Origin of the sequence: Zobellia russellii, from assembly GCF_018728565.1 — a bacterium.
GTDB lineage: Bacteria > Bacteroidota > Bacteroidia > Flavobacteriales > Flavobacteriaceae > Zobellia > Zobellia russellii.
Map to the genome: position 1 here is coordinate 37,410 of NZ_JACSOI010000006.1, position 20,853 is coordinate 58,262.

Here is a 20,853-nt window from a genome sequence, read left to right on the forward strand (position 1 = left end):
ACAAACTTATGATGGCGCGCATTAGCTTTTTTTTTGCGGTTAGGTACTCTTAACTTATCAGTTACCTACGAATGAGCATAATTACCAAAGTCGTTCAAATCGAAAGTGAATTATAAATAAACTGATTTTCCTTGAAATTTCCTCTTTTTATAATGAATAGTGAAGTCATTATAAAACAAGCAGAAATTTATATTTCTCTAATCTTAAGTACGCGGAAAAAATTACATCAGTATTATTTCTTTTAAGACTCCCCATTTTATTCTCTATTAAAAATTAAACTTCAAACATTTTTTCAATCTCTTCCAAGGATTTATTCTTTGTTTCAGGAATTCTATACTTTACGAACAGAAAACATAAAACACAAATGCCAGCAAATAACCAAAACGTGCCATATGCCCCCATTGCTTTATTCAACATTGGAAAGCTGTACGTTAACAAAAAGCAAGCTACCCATAGTCCTGTAGTTGTCAATGACATAGCTGCTCCCCTTATACGGTTTGGAAAAATTTCGGATATTAGCACCCAAAAGACAGGTGCCAGTGTCAATGCATATATGGCAATTGCAATTACTACCAATACTACTAAAACAAAACCCTTTAAAGCAAAAAAGTAGAATAGACCTATACAAACATACAATAGCCCCAGCCCAACAGAACCTAATAGCCATAGGTTTCGTCTCCCCCATCGATCAATGACCCGCATTGCTATTAACGTAAAAATCAAATTCACAATTCCAGTTAAAATAATATTAAAAAGAGCATCGCTCACCCCATATCCCGCACTGGTAAAAATTTCTTCCGCATAATTAAAGATGACGTTGATACCGCACCATTGTTGCAAAAAGGCCAGTACAACCCCGGTAATCACAAGTTTTTTGTTTTTCCCCTTGAACAATTGAGACAAGCTCACCTTACTTTCAGCACCTATAAGGTTTTCGTTTATTTCCGATTGGGTCTGTCGCGCATAATCGTCGCCACCTATGTTCGATAGTATTTTCAGGGAAAGTTCCTTTTGTGAATTTTTCGACAACCACCTAGGGCTTTCCGGAATGGCAAAAATCAAGATAAAGAATAGGAAGGCAGGCACCAGCTCCGCCCAAAACATCCATCGCCATCCCATCTGACCGTTCCATGACTCAAGAATTTGGATGTCGGAGGCATTCTGCACCACAGGATCGGCAATGCCGTAGTTGATTATCTGCGCGGCCAATATCCCTACTACTATGGCCAATTGGTTCAAAGAAACCAATCTCCCTCTATAAATCGATGGGGATACTTCGGCAATGTACATTGGCGAAATGGTAGACGCCAGACCAATACCAAGTCCCCCTAAGATCCTAAAAACGATGAATACGTTAAAATCATTGAACCAACCTGTACCAAAAGCAGAAATTACAAACAAAAATGCGGCCAGCCCCAAGGGTTTCTTTCGACCGAAACGCTCGGTTATTTTACCTGCGAAGGCGGCCCCAACAATACATCCGATCAGGGCACTGCTCATGGCCCATCCTTGTAAAGAAGGAAGGTCGGCGATCTCAAAAAAACGTTCGTAAAATGGTTTGGCCCCACCAATAACCACCCAGTCATAACCAAAAAGAAGGCCTCCCATTGCCGAAGTAATCGATATAAAAAAGATATATCTAAAATTGAATTTGTGCTGCATATTATTTTATATGATATTAATACGTATTCAAGTACTTACTAAATTGCGGTCACCAAATTATAACACCCTAAACCGGATGTTCACCGATCGGTCAACCACCTATTCCAATTTTAATGAAAACGGGCCTTCAACAAACACGGAAACTAAGGCTGATCAATGCCTGACCCTTTTGCCATTTTTATAGGTAGCCGGGTCGACATCCCAAGTATTTTCAAATACTTTTTTCCTTACCGTTTCATAGCCTTCACACTTTATTTCAAACAGACATTGTGCCGGTCTTTTGTAATATGATATATCCTTAAATATCACCTCGCCTTTTTTTGCCTTTTGCGAATACGTATCCAGTAATGTCCCGTTTTTATCGTAAACATTCAGCGTGACCTTCTTATTGCTGTTCTTGATCAGTTGCCCTCCTGCCTTAAAATTCAAGAATACCGTTACATTATCGGGAATCCAACCTCCATCTGAATCCAACTTTACCTTTTCTGGAGGATTCATTCGGACTTGCATCTCTCCCTTTTCCGATTTCGTAACCATGGTATTCCCTCGAATGTTTTTAAATGAAGCGTTTACTTTGATCTCACCTGTTTTATAGGTCGAGTTAATATGAAACAATGCATTCCCGTTTTCGAATGCGATACTGTCCTTTTTCATGCCGTTATCGCTCAAGGCCTCTCCTTCAATATCTATGATTAAAGGTGATGCTACGTTGAGCACCCTTATACCATTCGCATCATATACTTGGCCCAAGAACTCCTGTTCGTTCTCTCCATCGGCGACCAGTACCGTATTTTTAACCGACATTTGTAAGCTTACGGGTTTCCCATAAACCGGAATTTTATGTGAAACCGTTTCTATACCGTCACCTTTCACCGTTATTTTTCCTATTCCAGGACTATCCCCAGATATTACGGAAAAGTTCGCCCTTCTATCTACAACATCAATTTGAAGCTCCCTAGAGCCATCACCAAAGGCAATCGGACCTTCTAAGGAAACACCAATAGTTCCAACAGCTTGTTTTACATTTTGAAAATGCATTACTATTTCCGCCTTGCTAAAACTGTCCGCAGGCAAGGCCGATATATTTGATTTCAATAGAGGTACAGGTTTCGATGGAAACTCAATTTTAATTTTTCTTGCCCTCTCTGTTGTTTGCGCATGGGCTTTCCAAAGAATTCGTTCATACTTAGCTGTGGGTGGTATTGTTGCCAACGGATCAACACCTTCGGTTTGTAAATCGAACTTCCACCCCTTATCTAATTTTATGATAGCCTTTTTGGCCTTGGCGTCGAAGTACCATCCATTATTCGAATCGTTATATTTTAGGTCGTCGCTATTTGCGAAAAACATCAGTTCTTGCCCATCTACCTGTATACTCTTTGGTTGGGTCAACGTATGCGTCTTGATCACATAACTACGTTTTGAAGGCATGTTTTTATAGCTTCCTTCTCGTCTCGATATATTTATTTCAACCGTGTTTTTCCCTTCCTCTGAAGTAATTTTGGTTAACGCATGTTTTCCTTTTTCGTAGTCATAGGAAATACCATCATCTTCATATAATTCATAGGAGGATTCCTTATACGGATACACATCCAAGACTATTATTTCATCTTCCGTCTCCCCTATATAGTTATTTACCTGTCCCATGGGGATAATGGCACCGGCCTTTACGTATAATAATCCCCCCATATATTCCGGCCATTCACCGTCAACGTATTTTGCTTCTTCAATTTGGTGCACCTCGCCAGACCAATAATCGACCCATTTACCTTCGGGAAGATAAGCACTTCCATAATTACCTTTTTGAGACCCTGTCCAGAAATCAATCTTTTCGCCATCAGGGGCGTCATCCCAATCACTTAGGGCCAGTAAAAACCAATCGCCCACCATAAATTGCGATGCCATATTATAGGTATTGGGGTCTTTTGTATAGTTCAGAACCATCGGACGTTCTATAGGAAGTGCCGTCTTATGCGATTGCCACAAAGACGAATAGAAGTAGGGCACCAAACGAGAACGTAAACAGGCATATAGGCGATGGCTGTTTTCTATTGATTCCGAATATAGCCAAGGTTCACGGTAATAGGCCCAACTATCAACCACCGAAAACGGTGTAAAAAAGCCCTGATGCCATCCCGCGGCATACGGATTTCTTATATCATAGCTGACCATGGCGTGACCTGAAAGACTTGCATTTAGCATTCCGTTGGAGGCCTGAAAATCTCCGGCCCATTGAAAGGGCCAACGATGCGAGGCCACCGATGCATTGTAGGCATGAAACATAACGATAGCCCTTTCGCCCGTTAACTTTCGATACTCGTCAAAAAGGGTTTCGCTATAAAGTGAGTTGGCTACATTATTGAGTTCTTCGCCATTCATCAATACATCTTTAATTTGATTTTTGGCTAAAATGGGACTTAACAGTTCTGAACTCAAAATACTTCTGGGATAGGGGTCATCTTGCTTGAACATCTTCACACCAGAATTTATAATGTTCTTTCGTTTCGCAAACCACTTTTTTCGCACTTTCGGGTCTGTAACATTTTCAATAGGTGCAACGCCAGACTCCCATAAATCTAACTTAAACCCCATATCTGCCAACTCCTTTATCATATGTTCGGGATTCGGAAAGCGTTTTTTGCTCCATTTCCAATCCATAGAATAGGCTACTTCTTCCCATCCAGGCTCAAGGGCCATAATGTCAGCCGGAATTTCCTTGGCCCGAAATTCTTTGGCCACATTTATAAAATCTTCACTATTGCCGTAATATCTCAAACGATACTGTAGCCCAAACGCCCAACGCGGCACCATCTGGGTTTTGCCCGTCAATTCGGTATATCGATCGAGCAAATTTGGAAAATCGGGGCCATATATGATATAATAATCAATGAGCCCCCCATTGGAAGATATGCTGTAATAATCACAGCATTCCGCATCGGTTTTATTGGTAAAATCAAAGTGTTGATTGTGAACATTGTTAGAATAGAAAGCATAGCCACGCGTACTCATAAAATAAGGCACAGTCGCTCCTTTCCATCGATATTCCCTCTTAAAGGTTAATTTTTTACCTCGAGCATCCAAGGTGCTTCGCATAAACCCAAAACCAAAAAAATGTTCATCGGCGGGCATATCGAAATTCAAGATATTTCCCTTTCCCGTTTGTGCTCCCAAGCGTTTATTTTCACGAAGGATAAGGCGTCCCTCTTTGTCGGTTACCTCAATACGAAAAGCTTTCTTTTCTACTTTAATATTTATTTTGGAAGTGGTAATGGTATAACTATCGGGATTTTCGTCTACATCAAAGGCTTCGCTTAAAAAATCGTTCTTGACAAAACCCAATTGTTCCATTGCAGAGGTTTTAAATAAACCATCCGTGGAAATCTGAACCCTTATCATGTCACTTGAAAGAATACTGAGCTTTGCCTTTTTTCCATCGGCGCATTCAAAAACAAGGGCTTTGTCAGTTTGCTCGTATGAGATTACCCCGCCAAGGGCTTCTTGGGCAAGACCTTGAAAAAAAGTCGTAAAAAAAGCCAAAAGAAGTATTGTACTACGTTTATTCATGTGCCAGGAATCGGTTAAGAAATATTAAATGTTACTAAAAAAATTATCGGTAAAGGTTCTACTTATCACTGTATTGCTTTCTAATCAAGACGGATAGCAAGCCAAATGGCCCCCTAACTACTTTTCCCATTCCTCAAGTGTTCGGTTGATTTCCTACTTAGCGTCTCTTGGTACTTTTGTTACTGTTTTGATTTTGGCCTCACTGGCAAGGGCAGGAACCCCCTGCTTGAAAAAAGTGCCCCATGTTTCTATTTGAAGGCTTGCCTGACTTTCTCGGTCAGTGCTTCAACGGCCTTATCGCAAATCTTGTTTCCATTTTCAATATCGGCGAGACTCGGTTTTCCGTTAATACCGCCCGATTCTGGATCCAACTCGTATCGTGAAGCTATTTTATACCACGGTTTATTTACCTCAAAATCACGTACGGCTTCCATTTTGGAGGGTGTACCCACAGCCATAGCGACTTCTGTTTCCCCCTTATCCGCATGGTGAATACCCGTTATGCCGCAATCGCTCCACCAGTTCCAACAGACCCCTTTAAAATCTGGATGTGATTCCCATATTTTAAAGAAAGCCAATTCGCAGGCCGTTTTATTGGCCCCATGTCCCGTTATAAAAACGACTTTCTTAAATCCGGTTTTATAGAAACGCAGTATCAGATCTTGAACTATGGCCATAAAGGTTTCGGCGGTCACCCCTAGCGTACCAGGATAATCGCGCATTTCATCCGCAAAACCATAATTTACGCAAGGTGCGAGGATCGCCCCCGTATTTTCGGCCACTTTCCTGCTAAAATAATTGGCGGTATCGATATCGACGCTTGTAGCCAAGTGCGGCCCATGGGCCTCCACCAACCCTAAGGGAACTATAACCGGTATAGCCCTATCTAGTTTTCCGATCTCTTCTGATGTCAATTTTAGCCACTCTTTCATTTGCTCACATATATAAATTACTGTTAGAAACCACTTTCTGTTTACTCGATAATCGAGATTAAATACTCCAAGGCTTGCCTCGAAATCAAGGTGTATTCCTTTTAATACCGCTCGGGCTTGCCCCGAGATAGTTTACTATGGCTCCAAGATTTTCCTTCTATTTGAAAAAAAGACATATATAGATTATATCCTAAAAAGAGGTCTAGCCCCTAACAGGAAGGTCATAACCCTGCCGATTTAGTTCTTAGTGGAAAGTTTCTCCCTTAACATCGCCGCGGCACCATAGACGCCCGCATGCTCTTTTATGATAGATATCTCAATGGGGACGCCTTGGTTTTTCGGATAGCGAAATACGCGTTTATTGACTTTTTCCTGTACATCGTCTAGAAAAAGGTCGGCCGCCAAGGTGGCCCCTCCGCTCAATATGATTTTTTGGGGACCGTAGGCATGGGTGGCATTGATAAGTAGTACTGCCAAGTGTTCCTTCCACAATTCCAACTCCCTTCTACACAACTCATCTCCATTTCTACAAGCTTCCGCTATTTCCTTAAAACCTATACGGAAGGAGTCTTTAAAATAACTCTCGGACAAGACCGAGGGAAGGCCTCTTTGAATTGCCGTCTTCACTTGGTTTACCAGGGCGGTTGCCGAACACAGGGTTTCTCCCGTACCATAATTTCCAGTCAGGCAAAATTGTTTATTGCTGGCGTCCATCACCAGATGCCCCATTTGAATACCGAAATTAAAATGCGGGTCAACCAAAATCTGTCCGTTAATGATTACCCCAGAACCAATGCCGGTACCCAAGGTAACGACCACTGCCCAATCGACATCTTTGGCATTTCCGTAATATTTGGCCGCATAGGCTGCCAAACGCCCATCGTTCTCTGCAAAAACGGGGAGGTTAAAGGCCTCCCTGAGCATAGGCACTATGGGAAATCCCTCTAGTCCTTCAAACTTTCCCGGCAATAAAACTACTCCCATATTGAGATCAACCGGACCTGTAAGCCCCAATCCAATTCCGATACAGACACCATCTTCTTCGGATTTGGGCAAGCGATCTTTTATCAATTCCTTTACCACTTCGAGCATAGCATCGGCTCCCAAATGCGCATTTGAATTTACTTCTTCGGAACGATATAGTTTCCCTTCCGAATCGACAATTCCTGCCTTTATTCGGGTACCGCCAACATCTATTGCTATTGTGTAGTCTTTCATTCGCATAATTTTGCCCCTTATTGGGGAGCATCTACCAAGGCGCCTTGTTTTTTCAAAATCGCCCTTAATTCATCCGTATCGATATCGATAGGAGCACATCCTTTTTGCAATGCCATTGACGAAGCCACACCTGCGGCCTCCCCCATTACCATACACTGCCCCATAGATCGCACACTACTTTGTGCAACATGGTTGGCCGAGAAGCATCGTCCCGCCACCAAAATATTACTACTTTCCAAAGGAACGAGGGTACGATATGGAATTCCCACCGTTTCCCCATTGGGAATATACTGCCAGCGAACGCCCTCTCCATCGTGATGGTCTTCCATTGGCGCACCGCAAAGTCCGATCTGGTCTTTGAACTTACGGGCCCCTAAGACGTCTTCGGCCGTCAGTCTATAATGCCCGTGTACCCTTCGGGTTTCACGAACCCCTATCTGAACCCCGAAAGTGGAGAGTTCCGACTTTTCATAGCCTGGAACATATTCCTTTAAAAACCGAATATACTCCAAAGCCTGCAATCGCCCTTCCATTTCGGCATCGGACCATAATTTCGGGTCAGCGGCATTGATAACATTTCCATTGACGTCTTTTTTGTAGGAAGACAAGCGGGTCATAATGGTTGCCGTCATATGATCTACGGGTGTGATATGGTCGCTACCTTCCTTTCTCGGTAAATTAAACCGTCCCGTAGCGGCAGCTTTTTCCATTAAAGTATTGATTTCCGCCTTGGATATCGTTTTTCGTTTGACTAAATCTACATTGATCATTTTAAACGTGGTAGTCAAGGTCTGCGCCGGATCGATAGCCCCTGCCAATTCGTAAGGGATTCCGGCCTGATGGCAAATATCCGCATCACCGGAGGCATCGATCAGTTGTTTGCATTTGATATATTGGAGTCCGCTTTTTGTAGCCACGACCAAACCGACGACCTTGTCGCCATCGGTTACCGTATCTTGTACCCAAGCGTTTAGCAGGATTTCGACCCCAGCGTTTTTGGCCAGTTGTTCCCATACCACTTTGAGATATTCCGGATGGTAGGTAACCCCGGTACCCGCCCCGAAAGAATTCGGGCGTTCCAAATAGGCATTGTAGCCTGCCAAGCCTTTTACAACATCGTTGGCAATACCTCCCACGACTTTGGCCGAACGCTCCCCGGGTGTATAATACCCGTAAAACGTATCCAATACGGCCGTGCTGGTACCTCCCAAAAAGCCTAAGCGTTCCAATAATAATACCCTTACCCCTCTTCTACCTGCCGCTATGGCCGCAGGGCAACCTGCGGAGCCCGAGCCTACTACAATAAGGTCGTAACTATCGGATATAGGCAATGATCTGTTGTATGTTTGCATAATTTTACTTCTCTTAATTTTGATCAGGAAATACTCCAGCCTGCATCGACCTTTAGTACTTCCCCTGTAATAGATTTGCTTTGATTACCTAGAAGGAATATGGCGGACGAAGCCACGTCTTTGGCATCCATAACCCCTCCTTCAAGAGGTTGTTTCTCTTTCATAAAGGCCGTAATGGCCTCGTCTTGGGTGGCCCTGGCACTCATTCGCGTCAATGCCAGTCCGGGGGCGATCGTATTTACGCGAATCTTGTTCAGCGCATACTTTGATGCCATAGAGGTACTCATACTGATTATGGCCCCTTTGGCGGCGGCATACCCGATCGTACTGAAAAATTTCGGTTCGGGAGACAGCCCTAAAATGCTCGACATATTGAGAATACTTCCCCTCAGGCCATCTTTATCAGGGTCTTGAGCCAACATTTGCCGTACTACTTCCCGGCACATTCTATATTGGGTGGTTACATTGGTCGTCATGGTAATGTTCCATCCTTCTTCCGTACACTCGTGTACCGGACCATCACCAAAACGTCGGCCACTAATTCCCGCAACATTGAAAAGTCCGTCTATACGTCCGTATTTTTCAATACAGGCCTTTACCAAGGCGGGGGCTACCTCTGGATCGACCAAATCGCCAACGATATAATCGGCATCAAGGCCATCTTTTCTTAGCTGATCTTGAAAGTCTTGGCAGCGCTCGGCATCACGTCCTATGTAAAATACCTTTGCCCCCTTTGCGAGGACCATCTTAATGGTTTCCGCTGCAATACCGGAAGAGCCTGTTATAATAAAAATCTTGTCTTTCATTTCTCGGGTCATTGTGCCATTTGTGCACAGTGCATTCAGTTTTTCTCAAATGGCCGGGCCACCCGAGGGTTATTGAATCGGTTGTACGCGGTTGGGGTTATGGCTGGCAAGGGCATATCGCTTTCTTTGATCATCTAACCATTCATCATAATTGTCGGTAGTATCGGCGATATGCATATTCCGCAACACATAGTGTTTTACCCCTCTCTTATCCAGCTCCTTAATGGTCAATTCATTTAGGCTTTGTGTTACCGAAATGGCACCTACCGTAGACAGGGGACATACATTATAGCGATCCGTTTTACCTTGAAACTCAACCGACAGGTCACCGTTGGGCATGGAGTTATCAATAAAATAGCCATTGGGGTTCTCTTCCAGAATATGGATCAGGTTCTTACCCCCGCTATGGCGTGGCGTAATCTTGGCCGATTGGGTCGCGCTGGCAATACCTATAATTTTTAGACCCGGATATTGCTTACTAAACTCGGCGGCCATGTCAACCGCGGCAGGGGTCGTGCCCGTAGCGGTAATCACTACAAGCACATCTTTAGGGCCGAAGTGGATTTCCTTTAAAAGTATCTTTCCTATGCCCTCAACTTTTTCGTAAAACTGGTCTACCCGAATACCATTGGCCCCGGTGACGTCATTAAAAGTAGTAATGGCATCGGACAATATGGGCTTAAAGCCCGTAAGTGCCCCCATACGTATGACCGTCTCCTCTACGGACTGACGGGAGTGCCCATTTGCATATAAATGCACCAAACCTCCACTTTCTATAGCGTCGGCGTAAAATCCGGCTACCTGTTTTAATAGTTTTTCTTGTTTTTTTAGACCTTCCTTCACTATATCTAGTTGATCTGGAAATGTTAGGCTCATAGTATCTTTATTCGGTTAATAAGTTTCGTAATATTTCGGTGTCTACCGTTTTGTTGATTTGTCTGGAACGGTAAACGTAAGAATCGGCCGCAGCAATGATGCAAGACGACTCATAAGGCGTATCATCTTGCAGATACGATGTTCTTTCGATAACCAAAACAATGGGCGATTTTAGTTTTAAGATATTGATCTCATAAGCGGTAGCCTCCCTAGCATATACTTCCTCATCGGCCGAAACACCGATAAGTCCATAATTCTCTTTCAAATAGGTATAGATCGATTCCTCAAGTTTTATTTCTTCGTTAAACCCAGGCACCAAGTGCATTGGCATTTCATTGTACATTAAACAAATAGGCCTATTATCAATCAATCGGAGCCGTTCTACATAAACGGTTTTCTGACGGGCCTTTAAACCTAGAACTGCCGCAACCTTATGGGTCGGAGCCTTTTTTTCTATTTTCGTCCAAGCCGTACTCGGTACCTTCCCCTGACCGATTATAGAGTCCGTCCAACTCGATACGCCCACATGGCTATCGACAATTTGGGGCTTCTTGACGGTTGTGCCCTTTCCTGCCTTAGATTCTACGTAGCCCATAGCTTCCAATTCCTTAATGGCCCTTTTGACCGTAATCAAACTAGTCTCCGTTTCTTTGGCGATTTCAGATTGGGTGGGAAGTAGATCCCCTGGATTGAATTCCTTCTCTATCTTCTTTAAAAGGTAGTCGTAAACCTTATGATATAGTGGTATTTTATTCTTCAAATTCCTGAATTTAAATGTGTTTTTATCAAAATACCGGAATTTACGCTAAAAAATATAATAATATGATCTACCATGCCCTTCAATGTCTCCGTATTCACTAGCAACTTAATTCGGTCGGTTCAATTTGGGCCAACTTGACCTTCGGCTTGGCCTTGTACCGTTTAGACACCACATCGATATCCCAATGCGCCTTGATGAATTTTAAGGCTGCCGTTATTTGGTTCTCCACGGTTTTGGGACTAACGTTCATTTCCTTGGCGATTTCTTTCACGGGAAGACCATTGAACCGACTCTGGATAAAGGTTTCCCTTCTCCTTTCCGGCATTTCGCCCACTAGGTTATTTAACCATTCCATCATAAAATTATATTCGATTTGGTTCTCCGTAGAAAAATCAAACCCGTGTATAATTTCCTTTGAATCAATATACTTACGCAAACGCTTCCTCTTATTGAACACCTTTTTTACCAAATTAAAGGCAATCGTAAAAATGTACGACTTAAAGGAACATTCCAATTTTAACGATTCACGCTTCTCCCAAACTTTTACAAAAACGTCTTGCACTACTCCCTCCGCCTCGATTGGCGACTTTATATATCCCAAGGCGAAATAATAAAGTTTGTCGCCGTAAATCTCAAACAACTTGGCATAAGACAAGGCACACCCCAATTTTACCTTCCCTACCAATAAGCGATCCGGAGTATCTGTATGTACAGCCTCTAATTGTTTTGTCGGAAGGGTTTGGGTTGCTGGCATTGCTTTTATTATTATTTACTCAAATATTATAATAATATATTATTTGAGCAAATAAAAAATGAACTTTTATTAAAAAATAAGCTCAACATCTGTTAAAACAACAAAATTACCTCTTCAAAAATGAACAATTGTAAAAACGAGGTAATGACAGCCTAGCAAAAAGCGCCCGTAACCTTACCCAAGAGCGCTTGTCTGAAACTTGCATTCGGCCCGGCCCAAAACGCAAACGTCGTTCAAGGAGGTGTCGGATACAGGTATGCGGTATAGGGGCTTATTCTAAAGTTACGGCCATGCAAATATGCTAGTTTGACCTATTTATTCGTCATTCCAATGGCGGACTATAATCTCTTGTAAATGGGGATATTTATCATCTTCTTCATTCAGTTCTTTTCTCGTGCTTTTCAGCTCTGCCTTCATTTGTTGAATGATGTCTTGATATTTCGGATTTCCGTACGCGTTGACCAGTTCCCCGGGATCGTTTTTCAAATCGTAGAATTCCCATGCAGCGGGAGTAGGTTCCACTTTATTGGAATGTTCCTCATCATTCCAATACATAGAAAGGCTTCCTTCTTTTTCTAGGTTATGGTATCGTCCATAAAAAAAGATCAACTTGTAATTTTCACTCCGTAATCCGAAATGTGCAGGTATGTCGTGGTGGACCATCTGCATCCAATAGCGATAATAGGTTGCGCTACGCCAGTCATCGGGCCGCTCCCCTTCCATAATAGGTTTTAGGCTTTTCCCTTGCATATAATCGGGAACCCTTCCCCCGGCCAGTTCAATCAAGGTAGGTGCAAAATCGGTGTTGTTGATCAGATAACTATTTCGTGAACCCGCTTTTATCTTTTCTGGATATCTCACGATAAAGGGCATATGTATCGATTCTTCATACATCCAACGTTTATCCTCAAAGTCGTGTTCACCCAGCATCATGCCTTGATCCGAGGTATAAACGATGATGGTATTTTCCCAAAGCCCTTCTTTTTTTAAATCCTCAAAAAAACGGCCCAAATTATCATCGACCCCTTTTACACAGCGCAGGTAGCGTTTTAAATACTCTTGGTAGGCGGCACTTGTTCGCTCTTTTTCCATAGGCAGACTCCCCGTCTTGTATATATCCACATAATTTCGGTTCGGGTGGCGACTCGAGATCGATGAACCGATAACGTGTAGTAAACTATCATTTTTTCCCCGTGTAGCCTCAGAGCCCCAATGAGGTTGATCGTAGAGGCTTTGGGGCTCAGGTATTTTTACATCTTCAAGATACGACGCATACTTAGGGTTAAACTCAAACATATCATGAGGTGCCTTAAAATGATACATTAGGAAAAAAGGTTTTTCGGGGTTCTTCCGATTATGCACCCAATTCAAAGCTTGGTCGGTGACCACATCGGAACTATGTCCTTTGTATTGCACCGTATTATCGGGCCACTTTCCTTTATCTTTAGCCCTAAACTCTGGATCAAAATATGTGCCCTGCAGAGGAAAGACCTTATAATAATCAAAGGCCTTAGGTTCTTGGTGCAAGTGCCATTTTCCGATCATGGCCGTTTCATAGCCCAGTTTTTTGATTTCTTGGGGGAGGTATTGTTTACTGGCGTCAAGTTCGTTCCACAGATCGAGAACACCGTTGGTCTGACTATACTGACCCGTAATGATCGAAGCTCGACTTGGCGTACAGATACTATTGGTCACAAAGCAATTTTCAAAAACCATACCCTCCTTCGCCAACGCATCTAGGTTTGGCGTAGCCCCCAGATCGGCCAAACGACCTCCATATATTCCCGTTGCCCCGGCAGCATGGTCATCGGTCATGATAAAAATGATATTGGGTTTCTTTTTATCCTGCGCGACGGAAAGCTGAACCATAAACAAGGTACAGATCACCCCTATACCCTTAAGCGTTAAAACAGAATTACGTTTAAATTTTACCATATTTTAGATACTCCCTTTTTTTATATTTCAATCTTGATCATAGCACAGCCCCGTTTGATGGGAGTTTCGATTTTCAGTTCCCCAGCTTTTACGCTTGTCTCTAGCACTGTTGGCTGTTCGTCTCCAGGATAATAGGCTACCACCTTTAATCCTTCTTTCACCAACTCTTCTTTTCTTACGGTCACCTCAACAGCTTCCCCTTTGCCGGCATACATCACCGGAATGCTATACCCACCATTGGTCTTGAACAGATTTACCTTTGCTTCTCCCCTGGTAATAGCGATTACGTGTGGCTCGAACACCCATTTCTTTCCTCGCATTTGGTCGAACAAGGGGCCATAGTCCAAATACACCTTATCGGCCAGATCCGAAGGTCGCATGGAGTGGTCGTTCCCCGGAAACGGCGCCATGGGAAAAACGCCCATGTAAATGAATTTTTGAATTACCTGATCGGGATCGGGAAGCAATTGCTTGTCGGTACTCATCCAACCCAAGGTTGGCTTTTGGTTGCCCAAAAAGGCAATGGCATTCAAGGCGGAACCGGAATAGGTGAACTCATCAAAAATACCATCTACATATTTCAGCTGCTCAATACGTTTCACATGGTTGTTCACATAGATAACCTTATCGGCGTCGTGAAATATGGGATGCAGCTTTTCCATAATATCCATCCACGACATAAACAAAGACCCTACGGGTTGTCCGCCCATCCAACTTACCCCGTCATCGGTACTATGGTTATAAAAGCGGGTCCAATCCATTCGGTCAATGCAAATTCCAAAGGAATCCGGTATTCCCTCGACCGTACGCTCGGCCTGTCCGACCAGAAACTTTTGATAGCTTTCAACACCGGGATCTAGGGCTATTGCCTTTTCCCAAGTAAAAAATGGATCTCCGGGCTTTACGCTATATATGTCTTTATCTAAAACGGCCTTCTGCTGTTTAGGGGCAAAAAGTATAGCATCGGCCAAGTTCTCGTAGAGGTAGTCGTTTGCATCTCGCCAAAGCGGTGTCTCTTTTGTCCGCGTAGATTTTGGCCGTGGATATTCGATTTGCGTACCGAACTCCGTTACATTGAAGTAGCTCAGTACATAAAAACCGGCATCCTTCATCTTTTTGGCGTAGTTCTGCATAATAGGCATTGAAGTGGTTTTTCGGGCCACTTTGCCCCTATTGCGAAAACGGACAAAACTTGACCATTCGGTGGTCTCATCGGCCGGAGGGGCGAACATGCCCATATACGGAAAATCAAAAGAAGCCCTCCAATTTACCCTGAAAGCCATCTTCTTCATCTTTTCTACGTCAAATGAGACATCGCTATTGGAGTATGCGCCCGTACCTGCTATTTGATCCGCCAAGGGGTTGACGGGCTGAAAATAATTTTCATAACGGTTTACGACCCAGCCCAAACTACTGCGCCAATCGGCTTGGTGGGGAACGATATCCATAGCGAAGCCCAGCTCCTTCCCTTTTCCCAATCTGTGATTGTATCTTGAAAAAGTAAGCTCTCCCTCCTTAGTAGTCCGTACATTGATATCCAGTAAGGTATCTTCCGGCGAAAGCACCAAGCTGAGTCCTATATCATCTTTTTCCTCCCAAAAGCTTACCATGGGAATGGTTATTACATCTCCTTGAAACGGGCAATACAACAAGCCCGGATTTTGGTATTCATATCGTGGGGCCCCATAATGCCAAAGGCCATCGACCACATCTATAGGCTCCAATGGATCGGCCCAACTCATTAAATCATCTAGGTCACCTTCGCCAATAATGGCATTGGCTATCTCTTTATTATCCGTACCCCCTCCACTTAAATCACCTCTTGGATCGGCCCACGGGGCCCAAAATTTTACATTTTCGGAAGCCGGATAATTCAAGACGGTTTGAATGGGCGTAGACCAATTTTCCCCATCATCTTTGATCTGTATTTCCCAACGAATGCTATTTTCAGTTGCCCTAAAAGTTTCCGTGAGCTGAAACTTCTGTTTTGAGGTACTGTTCTCCATCGTTTTCAAGAATACGATCTCGTCATCCGATTTCTTTTCCAACTGAACATCGGTCACTACGCATCCCTTGAGCAAAGAATGCCCTGCAAGCGCTTTTTCAACCTGCCCTTTTTCAAATATCGCCTTGCTTATTTCCCCTTCCGCATTAAATTCCAATGTCAGTCCGGAAGTATGTAGCGTCAATTCTTGGGGATTCTTATCTACACATGAAAACAATAGTATTCCAAAAGTCATCAATGCACATTTGCATATTGCCCTTAGTACTGCATCTGATTTTCCCATAGTCTGTATACGTTTTTTTTAGGGAGGGAATCTTCCCCTCCTTTTATCGAAATCTACTTATGTTATAGTCTAGTCATTAAAGAACTCCTGCCTCTTTAATCGGTTTCATATTTAATAAAGCGGTAACCTGCAGGTTCAGGAATGGTTAGGATAAGATTTCCGTTCTCGACCTTCATTTCGTCAGACGCACCGGCTTTGGGTTTTTCAAGATCGGTTAGGCTTACCTTTTTTCCTTTTAGGAATTTAAGGGCTATTTTTCCTTGGGGATCCTTGTTCCCGATTTCCCTGAATATCATTAGGTAACCCACTTTTTTTTCCGGATCGGCAATTTGAAAGCCTGTCCACGAGGCATTGTTGGGTTCTTCCCCAATAGGAAATACATAGTTTTCCCAAATTCCCTTACGGTGTTCTTTATAAACCCCTATTACATCACGAAGTTCGTCGCGTTCTTCGGGCTTTAGCAGCTGTGTCAACATAAAACAGGAAGGCGCCGCCATGAATGCCGACATGGCCGCATAGGATTGGCTGTGCAAATGCGCATCGGAATACTTGGGATTGGTTCTCGAAGTGTTCTGCCAATGGGCCTGTAAGTCGTTCATGTTGTAATACTTTGCCATCATCCAATGATGTCTTAGCGTGATATAGGGCACATAGGCCAAATGTGAAGGTAAGTTGTTCTGTATGTTCTGAAAGTACATCGGGCCGACCTCACGTGCCGGACTGTACCAACCGTATCGCTGGTCATCGTATTCGGGGCACCACGATGTTTGTGTGCTATAATCGGTTTTTTTGATGAATTCACGAATCCCCTTAATACGATCGGCAAAGGCATCGTGATCTTCGAGTTTATCGAAATCAAACTTCCACGTAGCCACATTCAGTTGTTCTTGGTTCTTTATCAACTCTTCTGGGGTGATATAGCGGATGGCCGCCCAGAGGCCGATACCCACATTGTATTTCTTCGACAGTTTTTTGGTTTTCTTCCAGTTGGCATCATAGCCCACGTTGGTATTGGGATGCCATGAATTTTTGCTCTTGGTGCCCCCTTCTTGCCAACCGTCATCGATACGAACGATATCTATACCCAGATCGGCGGCCGATTTTATTTCCTTTTCGATAACCGAAAACTCAGAATTCTCCCGACCGTAGATTTTTTCGTACTCCCCATTTTGCCAATCACTGCCCCAGGTATCGATTAAAATATGCATATCTCGATCTAACCGTACAGGATAACGTATACGATCAAAACGCTTGAATGCCAATTCAGAGGCATCGCTGCCTCCCGAATACAAAATGCTCCATGTGGCCCAAGTACGTTTGAACTCCGATGTAATTTCCTTAGGCTTCAACCCCCATCCCGTTACTTCCACACCTGTGGGCGTACAATAAAAGCTGCCGGTCTGATGCCCGTATTTGTTTACCGTCTTATTCGATTCCTTGACCAAAATCAAGCCTTCATCTTCGGCCTGTACCACAAGACCGTTTGCCCAGGTATTCTGCTCATCCTGAAAAATCGGGTATCCCTTTACAATACGCTCCTTTACCATGTCATCGGTATTCACGCGGTTTCCGGGATTGTTATAAATTCCCCAATACCGCCGTTGGTTGGGCTGTGCAAAATTGACCGGAATAAACTCGTTTCTCGCAATTTTTATGGGCTGGTTCGATCCATAGGATTTATACATGGCCAAATCTTCAGGAATGCCCTCTGGCGAAAACCCGTCAATGGCCCTGACCTCGAGGGCCGTCCATATTCCCGGGGCATTGGGATAAACCCGAACCAAATAGTTCAGTTCAATGCCGGAGTCGTATCTCACCAAGGCCGTTACCAAAATATGTTCGGTCGTGAACTTTTCATCATCGGTAGTTATGCCTTCCACAGCTATCAAACGGGCCGGGGAAGCATTTTCGATTTTGGTCGGCAAATTCCAATCGCTATCATAAGGCGATTTTTCCGCGCACCATTCCTTTCCCGAACGCGTATTTTTAAAACTAACCGTCTTAAAACCAGAACCGCTCCACTCCCAGGTACGCTCCACTTTTCCGGTTGTTACCCGTAATACCTTATTTTTAAAAGTAGCCTTGGCCCCGTGTAAGGTCACCGACAGCTCATTACCGTGTGCTTCACTTTGAGCACGGACTTGAAACGAAGCAAGAACTATACTCAAAAACGTCAATAGGGCAATACTTTGAATTTTCATGATGTAAACCTTTTAATTTTAAGTAGTATCCTACTAAGGAGTCAACTCCCCTATTGAAACTTAAAATTTCAGATCAAGAAAACCATGGGGTATTCAAGCCCAGAAAAGACTCCTTGCCAAACACTGGCCTACCGATGATGCTGCCCTAAAAACAAGCTTACGGTATTTTCTATGCCGCCCTTATTTTTCCTCCCTTACCAATTTTGCCGTATCGATTCGAAGCAAGGTACCCGGATGACCGCTAACTATACCTTTAAAATGCTCCTTGACGGCCATTCTGTATTTAGTTTTGTCTGGGGTGTTTTTCCTGTAACTATCGACATACAATCCGATTTGTGCAAAAGGAATGGCCGCATGTTTTTTCTCATCTTTGAAGGCAAAATTCATTGCATCGTAATCGACAAAGTCATCGGGGGTCACTTCTTTGTTGTTTTTTACGCTAGACTTGGCAAGAGCTTCTGGAGCAACGCGATAATCGATAATCTTATCGATGCCCCGCTTGTTCGCATAGTTGAAATTATCCTCTACCGTAATATGGATCGGCCATAAGCGGCCAAACTCCAAAGTATCGCTCAAAATGGTACGCATCAAGGGGTATTTATCCTTCCATGGCGATTTTGTCCATCCTCTTTTTCCCGTATACAATTCTACGCGACCGATATAATCTTCCTTGGTTCCCTTACGATGATGATTGGGGTCTGCTGCAATTTCCTTTTGAATATCGAACATTTTATTTCCTAGGCTCTGTACGAAGTAGGCTCCCCTATCGCCTTCTAGAAATACGTTTTCCTTTACGGTATGACCGGCCCCTCCGAACATAAATGCGCCTTTGGATGCCGATTTATAGAATACATTTCCGATTACGGTCGCCCCCGATTGTCCATCGTCTAAATGCAATCCGGCACGTTCTACCTTTCCGGGTACGTGCATCAAATGATGAAAGAAGTTGTAGCGGTACGTATTTCCGAAACCGCCCAAATCAGCTCCGGAGTAAATGGCCCCGCCATCGCCTTCCTCATAACCGATATTGAAGAGTTCGTTATACTCGACCAAATGGTCGTTCCCATTAACCACCATGGCTTGCCCCAAGGAATTATGAATCATATTATGACGAAATATGTTCCCTACCCCGTTCATAACAATATTGACCTTTTCATGTTTAAAACTATCTTGATAGATTTGGCAGTTTTCCACCAAGTTATTACCTGGAGTGATCTCGTCAGGGGAACGTAGCCCCCCGCTTAGCCGCACGTGCACATCTAAATCTACCAAATCGCAACTCTTAACGGCATTGTCGGCGCCTTGAATTTCAACTCCCGCCGCCGTAGAATTGGTAATCTGGGCACCGGCCACAAGGTTATGTTCACCTTTGATCGTATACACACTGCCGCTTCCTACATTTTTAACGGAAAGTCCGATTACCTTAACATGACGGGTACCATCTAGGGCCAAAAAACCATTCGCAACCGATAAGCCTATTTGGGTGTTTCCGTTTATGGAGGTTGGCGGATAAACGAACAAGCGGTTGGTCAATGGATCAAAATGCCATTCACCGGGCCGGTCAAGTTCACATAGAAGTCCAAAAACACGAAAAGGTTTGTCGTTCTTTCTCCAAGCCCACCCATAGCCCAAGGCACGGGTCAGATGAATCGATTTCGTTGCGGCATCAGCGCCGTAAACGGGTTGGGAGCTTAACAGCCAACTGGCTTCAATAAAACCGGTTAGCTGGTTTCTGGTATTGTTTCTTTTAAGTTCGTTCTCCCATTGTTGCCAACTGCCGGCCATTTCGTCTGCCTTATCCCCTATTTGGGCCTGGGCTCCACGGGGGTCTTCCAGGGAACCTTTCCAGCCCCTGGGTTTATCTTTCGCCAAGTATGGCACATAGCCTGCACGAACCCCATAATCTTGTTTTCCTACGGGAATGGCCGGAGGTGACACCTCTGCCCGTACCGTCTCTTCCACAAAGCTCGCATAGCCCTCATTCGGAAAAACCGAAGGCAAAAACTCTACATCGTCATAACTTAGGCTAAGCATCAGGTCTTTGTTGAACCTGCCCAACATTGTAGTATCGGTAATGGTGGCCACCATAATCTTTTTCGACGCTCCGGCAGATAGCCTGGCCAGTTCATCGGGAGCTTTTACCGCACTGAATTTTTCGGGCGAAATGAGCATACTCCCATCGAACAACACACTTTCTCCCTCTGCCGCCCTTATGATTATCGGCCTATCTTCTGTCCCCTTAAATTCAGGGCCTAGAACTATTTTTTTCTTAAATCGATAGACCCCTCCGCCAAGCGTAATGGTAAGTCCTTTTTTGGGTACTCCTTTCCTTTTCAAGATTCCCGAAGCCTTCTCGATAGCCCCTTCAAAGGAGGTAGGGTCCGATCGGGTCCCTTTGTTGCCATCTCCGCCTTCGGGAGAAACGAATAGTTGCGAATGCCCCATAAAGGTGGCCAAAAACATGACTCCTATACAGATTACTATTGTTTTTTTATTCATGTCTTA

At 43.8% G+C, this 20,853-nt stretch carries 13 protein-coding genes; all 13 read right to left on the minus strand.

Annotated features, from left to right (window positions below):
• Nucleotides 1-273 precede the first annotated feature (273 nt).
• The 13 genes from H9565_RS14705 to H9565_RS14765 all read right to left on the minus strand — a co-directional run bounded on the left by H9565_RS14705 (nt 274) and on the right by H9565_RS14765 (nt 20,847).
• Nucleotides 274-1,662, minus strand: coding sequence for a sugar porter family MFS transporter (locus H9565_RS14705; RefSeq protein ID WP_215440752.1), 1,389 nt, complete (start codon nt 1,660-1,662; stop codon nt 274-276).
• 153 nt (nt 1,663-1,815) lie between these two features.
• Nucleotides 1,816-5,226, minus strand: coding sequence for a TIM-barrel domain-containing protein (locus H9565_RS14710; RefSeq protein ID WP_215440754.1), 3,411 nt, complete (start codon nt 5,224-5,226; stop codon nt 1,816-1,818).
• Between the two features lie 248 nt (nt 5,227-5,474).
• On the minus strand, nt 5,475-6,158 hold the full coding sequence (locus H9565_RS14715; protein WP_215440756.1) for a creatininase family protein: 684 nt from the start codon (nt 6,156-6,158) through the stop codon (nt 5,475-5,477).
• A 237-nt stretch (nt 6,159-6,395) separates the two neighbouring features.
• Complete coding sequence (locus H9565_RS14720) at nt 6,396-7,376, minus strand: ROK family protein (protein ID WP_215440757.1); 981 nt, start codon at nt 7,374-7,376, stop codon at nt 6,396-6,398.
• 17 nt (nt 7,377-7,393) lie between these two features.
• Nucleotides 7,394-8,728: an FAD-dependent oxidoreductase gene (locus tag H9565_RS14725; protein ID WP_215440758.1), complete on the minus strand. Its 1,335-nt coding sequence runs from the start codon at nt 8,726-8,728 to the stop codon at nt 7,394-7,396.
• Nucleotides 8,729-8,751: 23 nt separating this feature from the next.
• Nucleotides 8,752-9,534: an SDR family NAD(P)-dependent oxidoreductase gene (locus H9565_RS14730; RefSeq protein WP_215440759.1), complete on the minus strand. Its 783-nt coding sequence runs from the start codon at nt 9,532-9,534 to the stop codon at nt 8,752-8,754.
• A 69-nt stretch (nt 9,535-9,603) separates the two neighbouring features.
• Nucleotides 9,604-10,410 carry a sugar isomerase domain-containing protein gene (locus H9565_RS14735; RefSeq protein WP_215440760.1) on the minus strand — a complete coding sequence of 269 codons (807 nt, stop codon included), beginning with the start codon at nt 10,408-10,410 and terminating at the stop codon, nt 9,604-9,606.
• A 7-nt stretch (nt 10,411-10,417) separates the two neighbouring features.
• Nucleotides 10,418-11,170: a GntR family transcriptional regulator gene (locus tag H9565_RS14740; protein ID WP_215440762.1), complete on the minus strand. Its 753-nt coding sequence runs from the start codon at nt 11,168-11,170 to the stop codon at nt 10,418-10,420.
• Between the two features lie 97 nt (nt 11,171-11,267).
• Nucleotides 11,268-11,924, minus strand: coding sequence for an RNA polymerase sigma-70 factor (locus H9565_RS14745; RefSeq protein WP_215440763.1), 657 nt, complete (start codon nt 11,922-11,924; stop codon nt 11,268-11,270).
• Between the two features lie 315 nt (nt 11,925-12,239).
• Nucleotides 12,240-13,859 carry a sulfatase family protein gene (locus H9565_RS14750; protein ID WP_246560675.1) on the minus strand — a complete coding sequence of 540 codons (1,620 nt, stop codon included), beginning with the start codon at nt 13,857-13,859 and terminating at the stop codon, nt 12,240-12,242.
• A gap of 20 nt (nt 13,860-13,879) precedes the next feature.
• Nucleotides 13,880-16,147 carry a hypothetical protein gene (locus tag H9565_RS14755; RefSeq protein WP_215440764.1) on the minus strand — a complete coding sequence of 756 codons (2,268 nt, stop codon included), beginning with the start codon at nt 16,145-16,147 and terminating at the stop codon, nt 13,880-13,882.
• A 95-nt stretch (nt 16,148-16,242) separates the two neighbouring features.
• A complete protein-coding gene (locus H9565_RS14760) occupies nt 16,243-18,348 on the minus strand; it encodes an alpha-galactosidase (protein ID WP_215440765.1) in 2,106 nt (701 codons plus the stop codon).
• A 180-nt stretch (nt 18,349-18,528) separates the two neighbouring features.
• Nucleotides 18,529-20,847, minus strand: coding sequence for a right-handed parallel beta-helix repeat-containing protein (locus tag H9565_RS14765; RefSeq protein ID WP_215440766.1), 2,319 nt, complete (start codon nt 20,845-20,847; stop codon nt 18,529-18,531).
• Between the last annotated feature and the right edge of the window lie 6 nt (nt 20,848-20,853).

Excerpts from the sequence above, each read along its gene's own strand:
- H9565_RS14760 (WP_215440765.1), bottom strand. The coding sequence starts at position 18,348 with ATGAAAATTCAAAGTATTGCCCTATTGACGTTTTTGAGTATAGTTCTT.
- H9565_RS14730 (WP_215440759.1), bottom strand. The coding sequence starts at position 9,534 with ATGAAAGACAAGATTTTTATTATAACAGGCTCTTCCGGTATTGCAGCG.
- H9565_RS14755 (WP_215440764.1), bottom strand. The coding sequence starts at position 16,147 with ATGGGAAAATCAGATGCAGTACTAAGGGCAATATGCAAATGTGCATTG.
- H9565_RS14705 (WP_215440752.1), bottom strand. The coding sequence starts at position 1,662 with ATGCAGCACAAATTCAATTTTAGATATATCTTTTTTATATCGATTACT.
- H9565_RS14710 (WP_215440754.1), bottom strand. The coding sequence starts at position 5,226 with ATGAATAAACGTAGTACAATACTTCTTTTGGCTTTTTTTACGACTTTT.
- H9565_RS14725 (WP_215440758.1), bottom strand. The coding sequence starts at position 8,728 with ATGCAAACATACAACAGATCATTGCCTATATCCGATAGTTACGACCTT.
- H9565_RS14720 (WP_215440757.1), bottom strand. The coding sequence starts at position 7,376 with ATGAAAGACTACACAATAGCAATAGATGTTGGCGGTACCCGAATAAAG.
- H9565_RS14765 (WP_215440766.1), bottom strand. The coding sequence starts at position 20,847 with ATGAATAAAAAAACAATAGTAATCTGTATAGGAGTCATGTTTTTGGCC.
- H9565_RS14715 (WP_215440756.1), bottom strand. The coding sequence starts at position 6,158 with ATGAAAGAGTGGCTAAAATTGACATCAGAAGAGATCGGAAAACTAGAT.
- H9565_RS14750 (WP_246560675.1), bottom strand. The coding sequence starts at position 13,859 with ATGGTAAAATTTAAACGTAATTCTGTTTTAACGCTTAAGGGTATAGGG.
- H9565_RS14745 (WP_215440763.1), bottom strand. The coding sequence starts at position 11,924 with ATGCCAGCAACCCAAACCCTTCCGACAAAACAATTAGAGGCTGTACAT.
- H9565_RS14735 (WP_215440760.1), bottom strand. The coding sequence starts at position 10,410 with ATGAGCCTAACATTTCCAGATCAACTAGATATAGTGAAGGAAGGTCTA.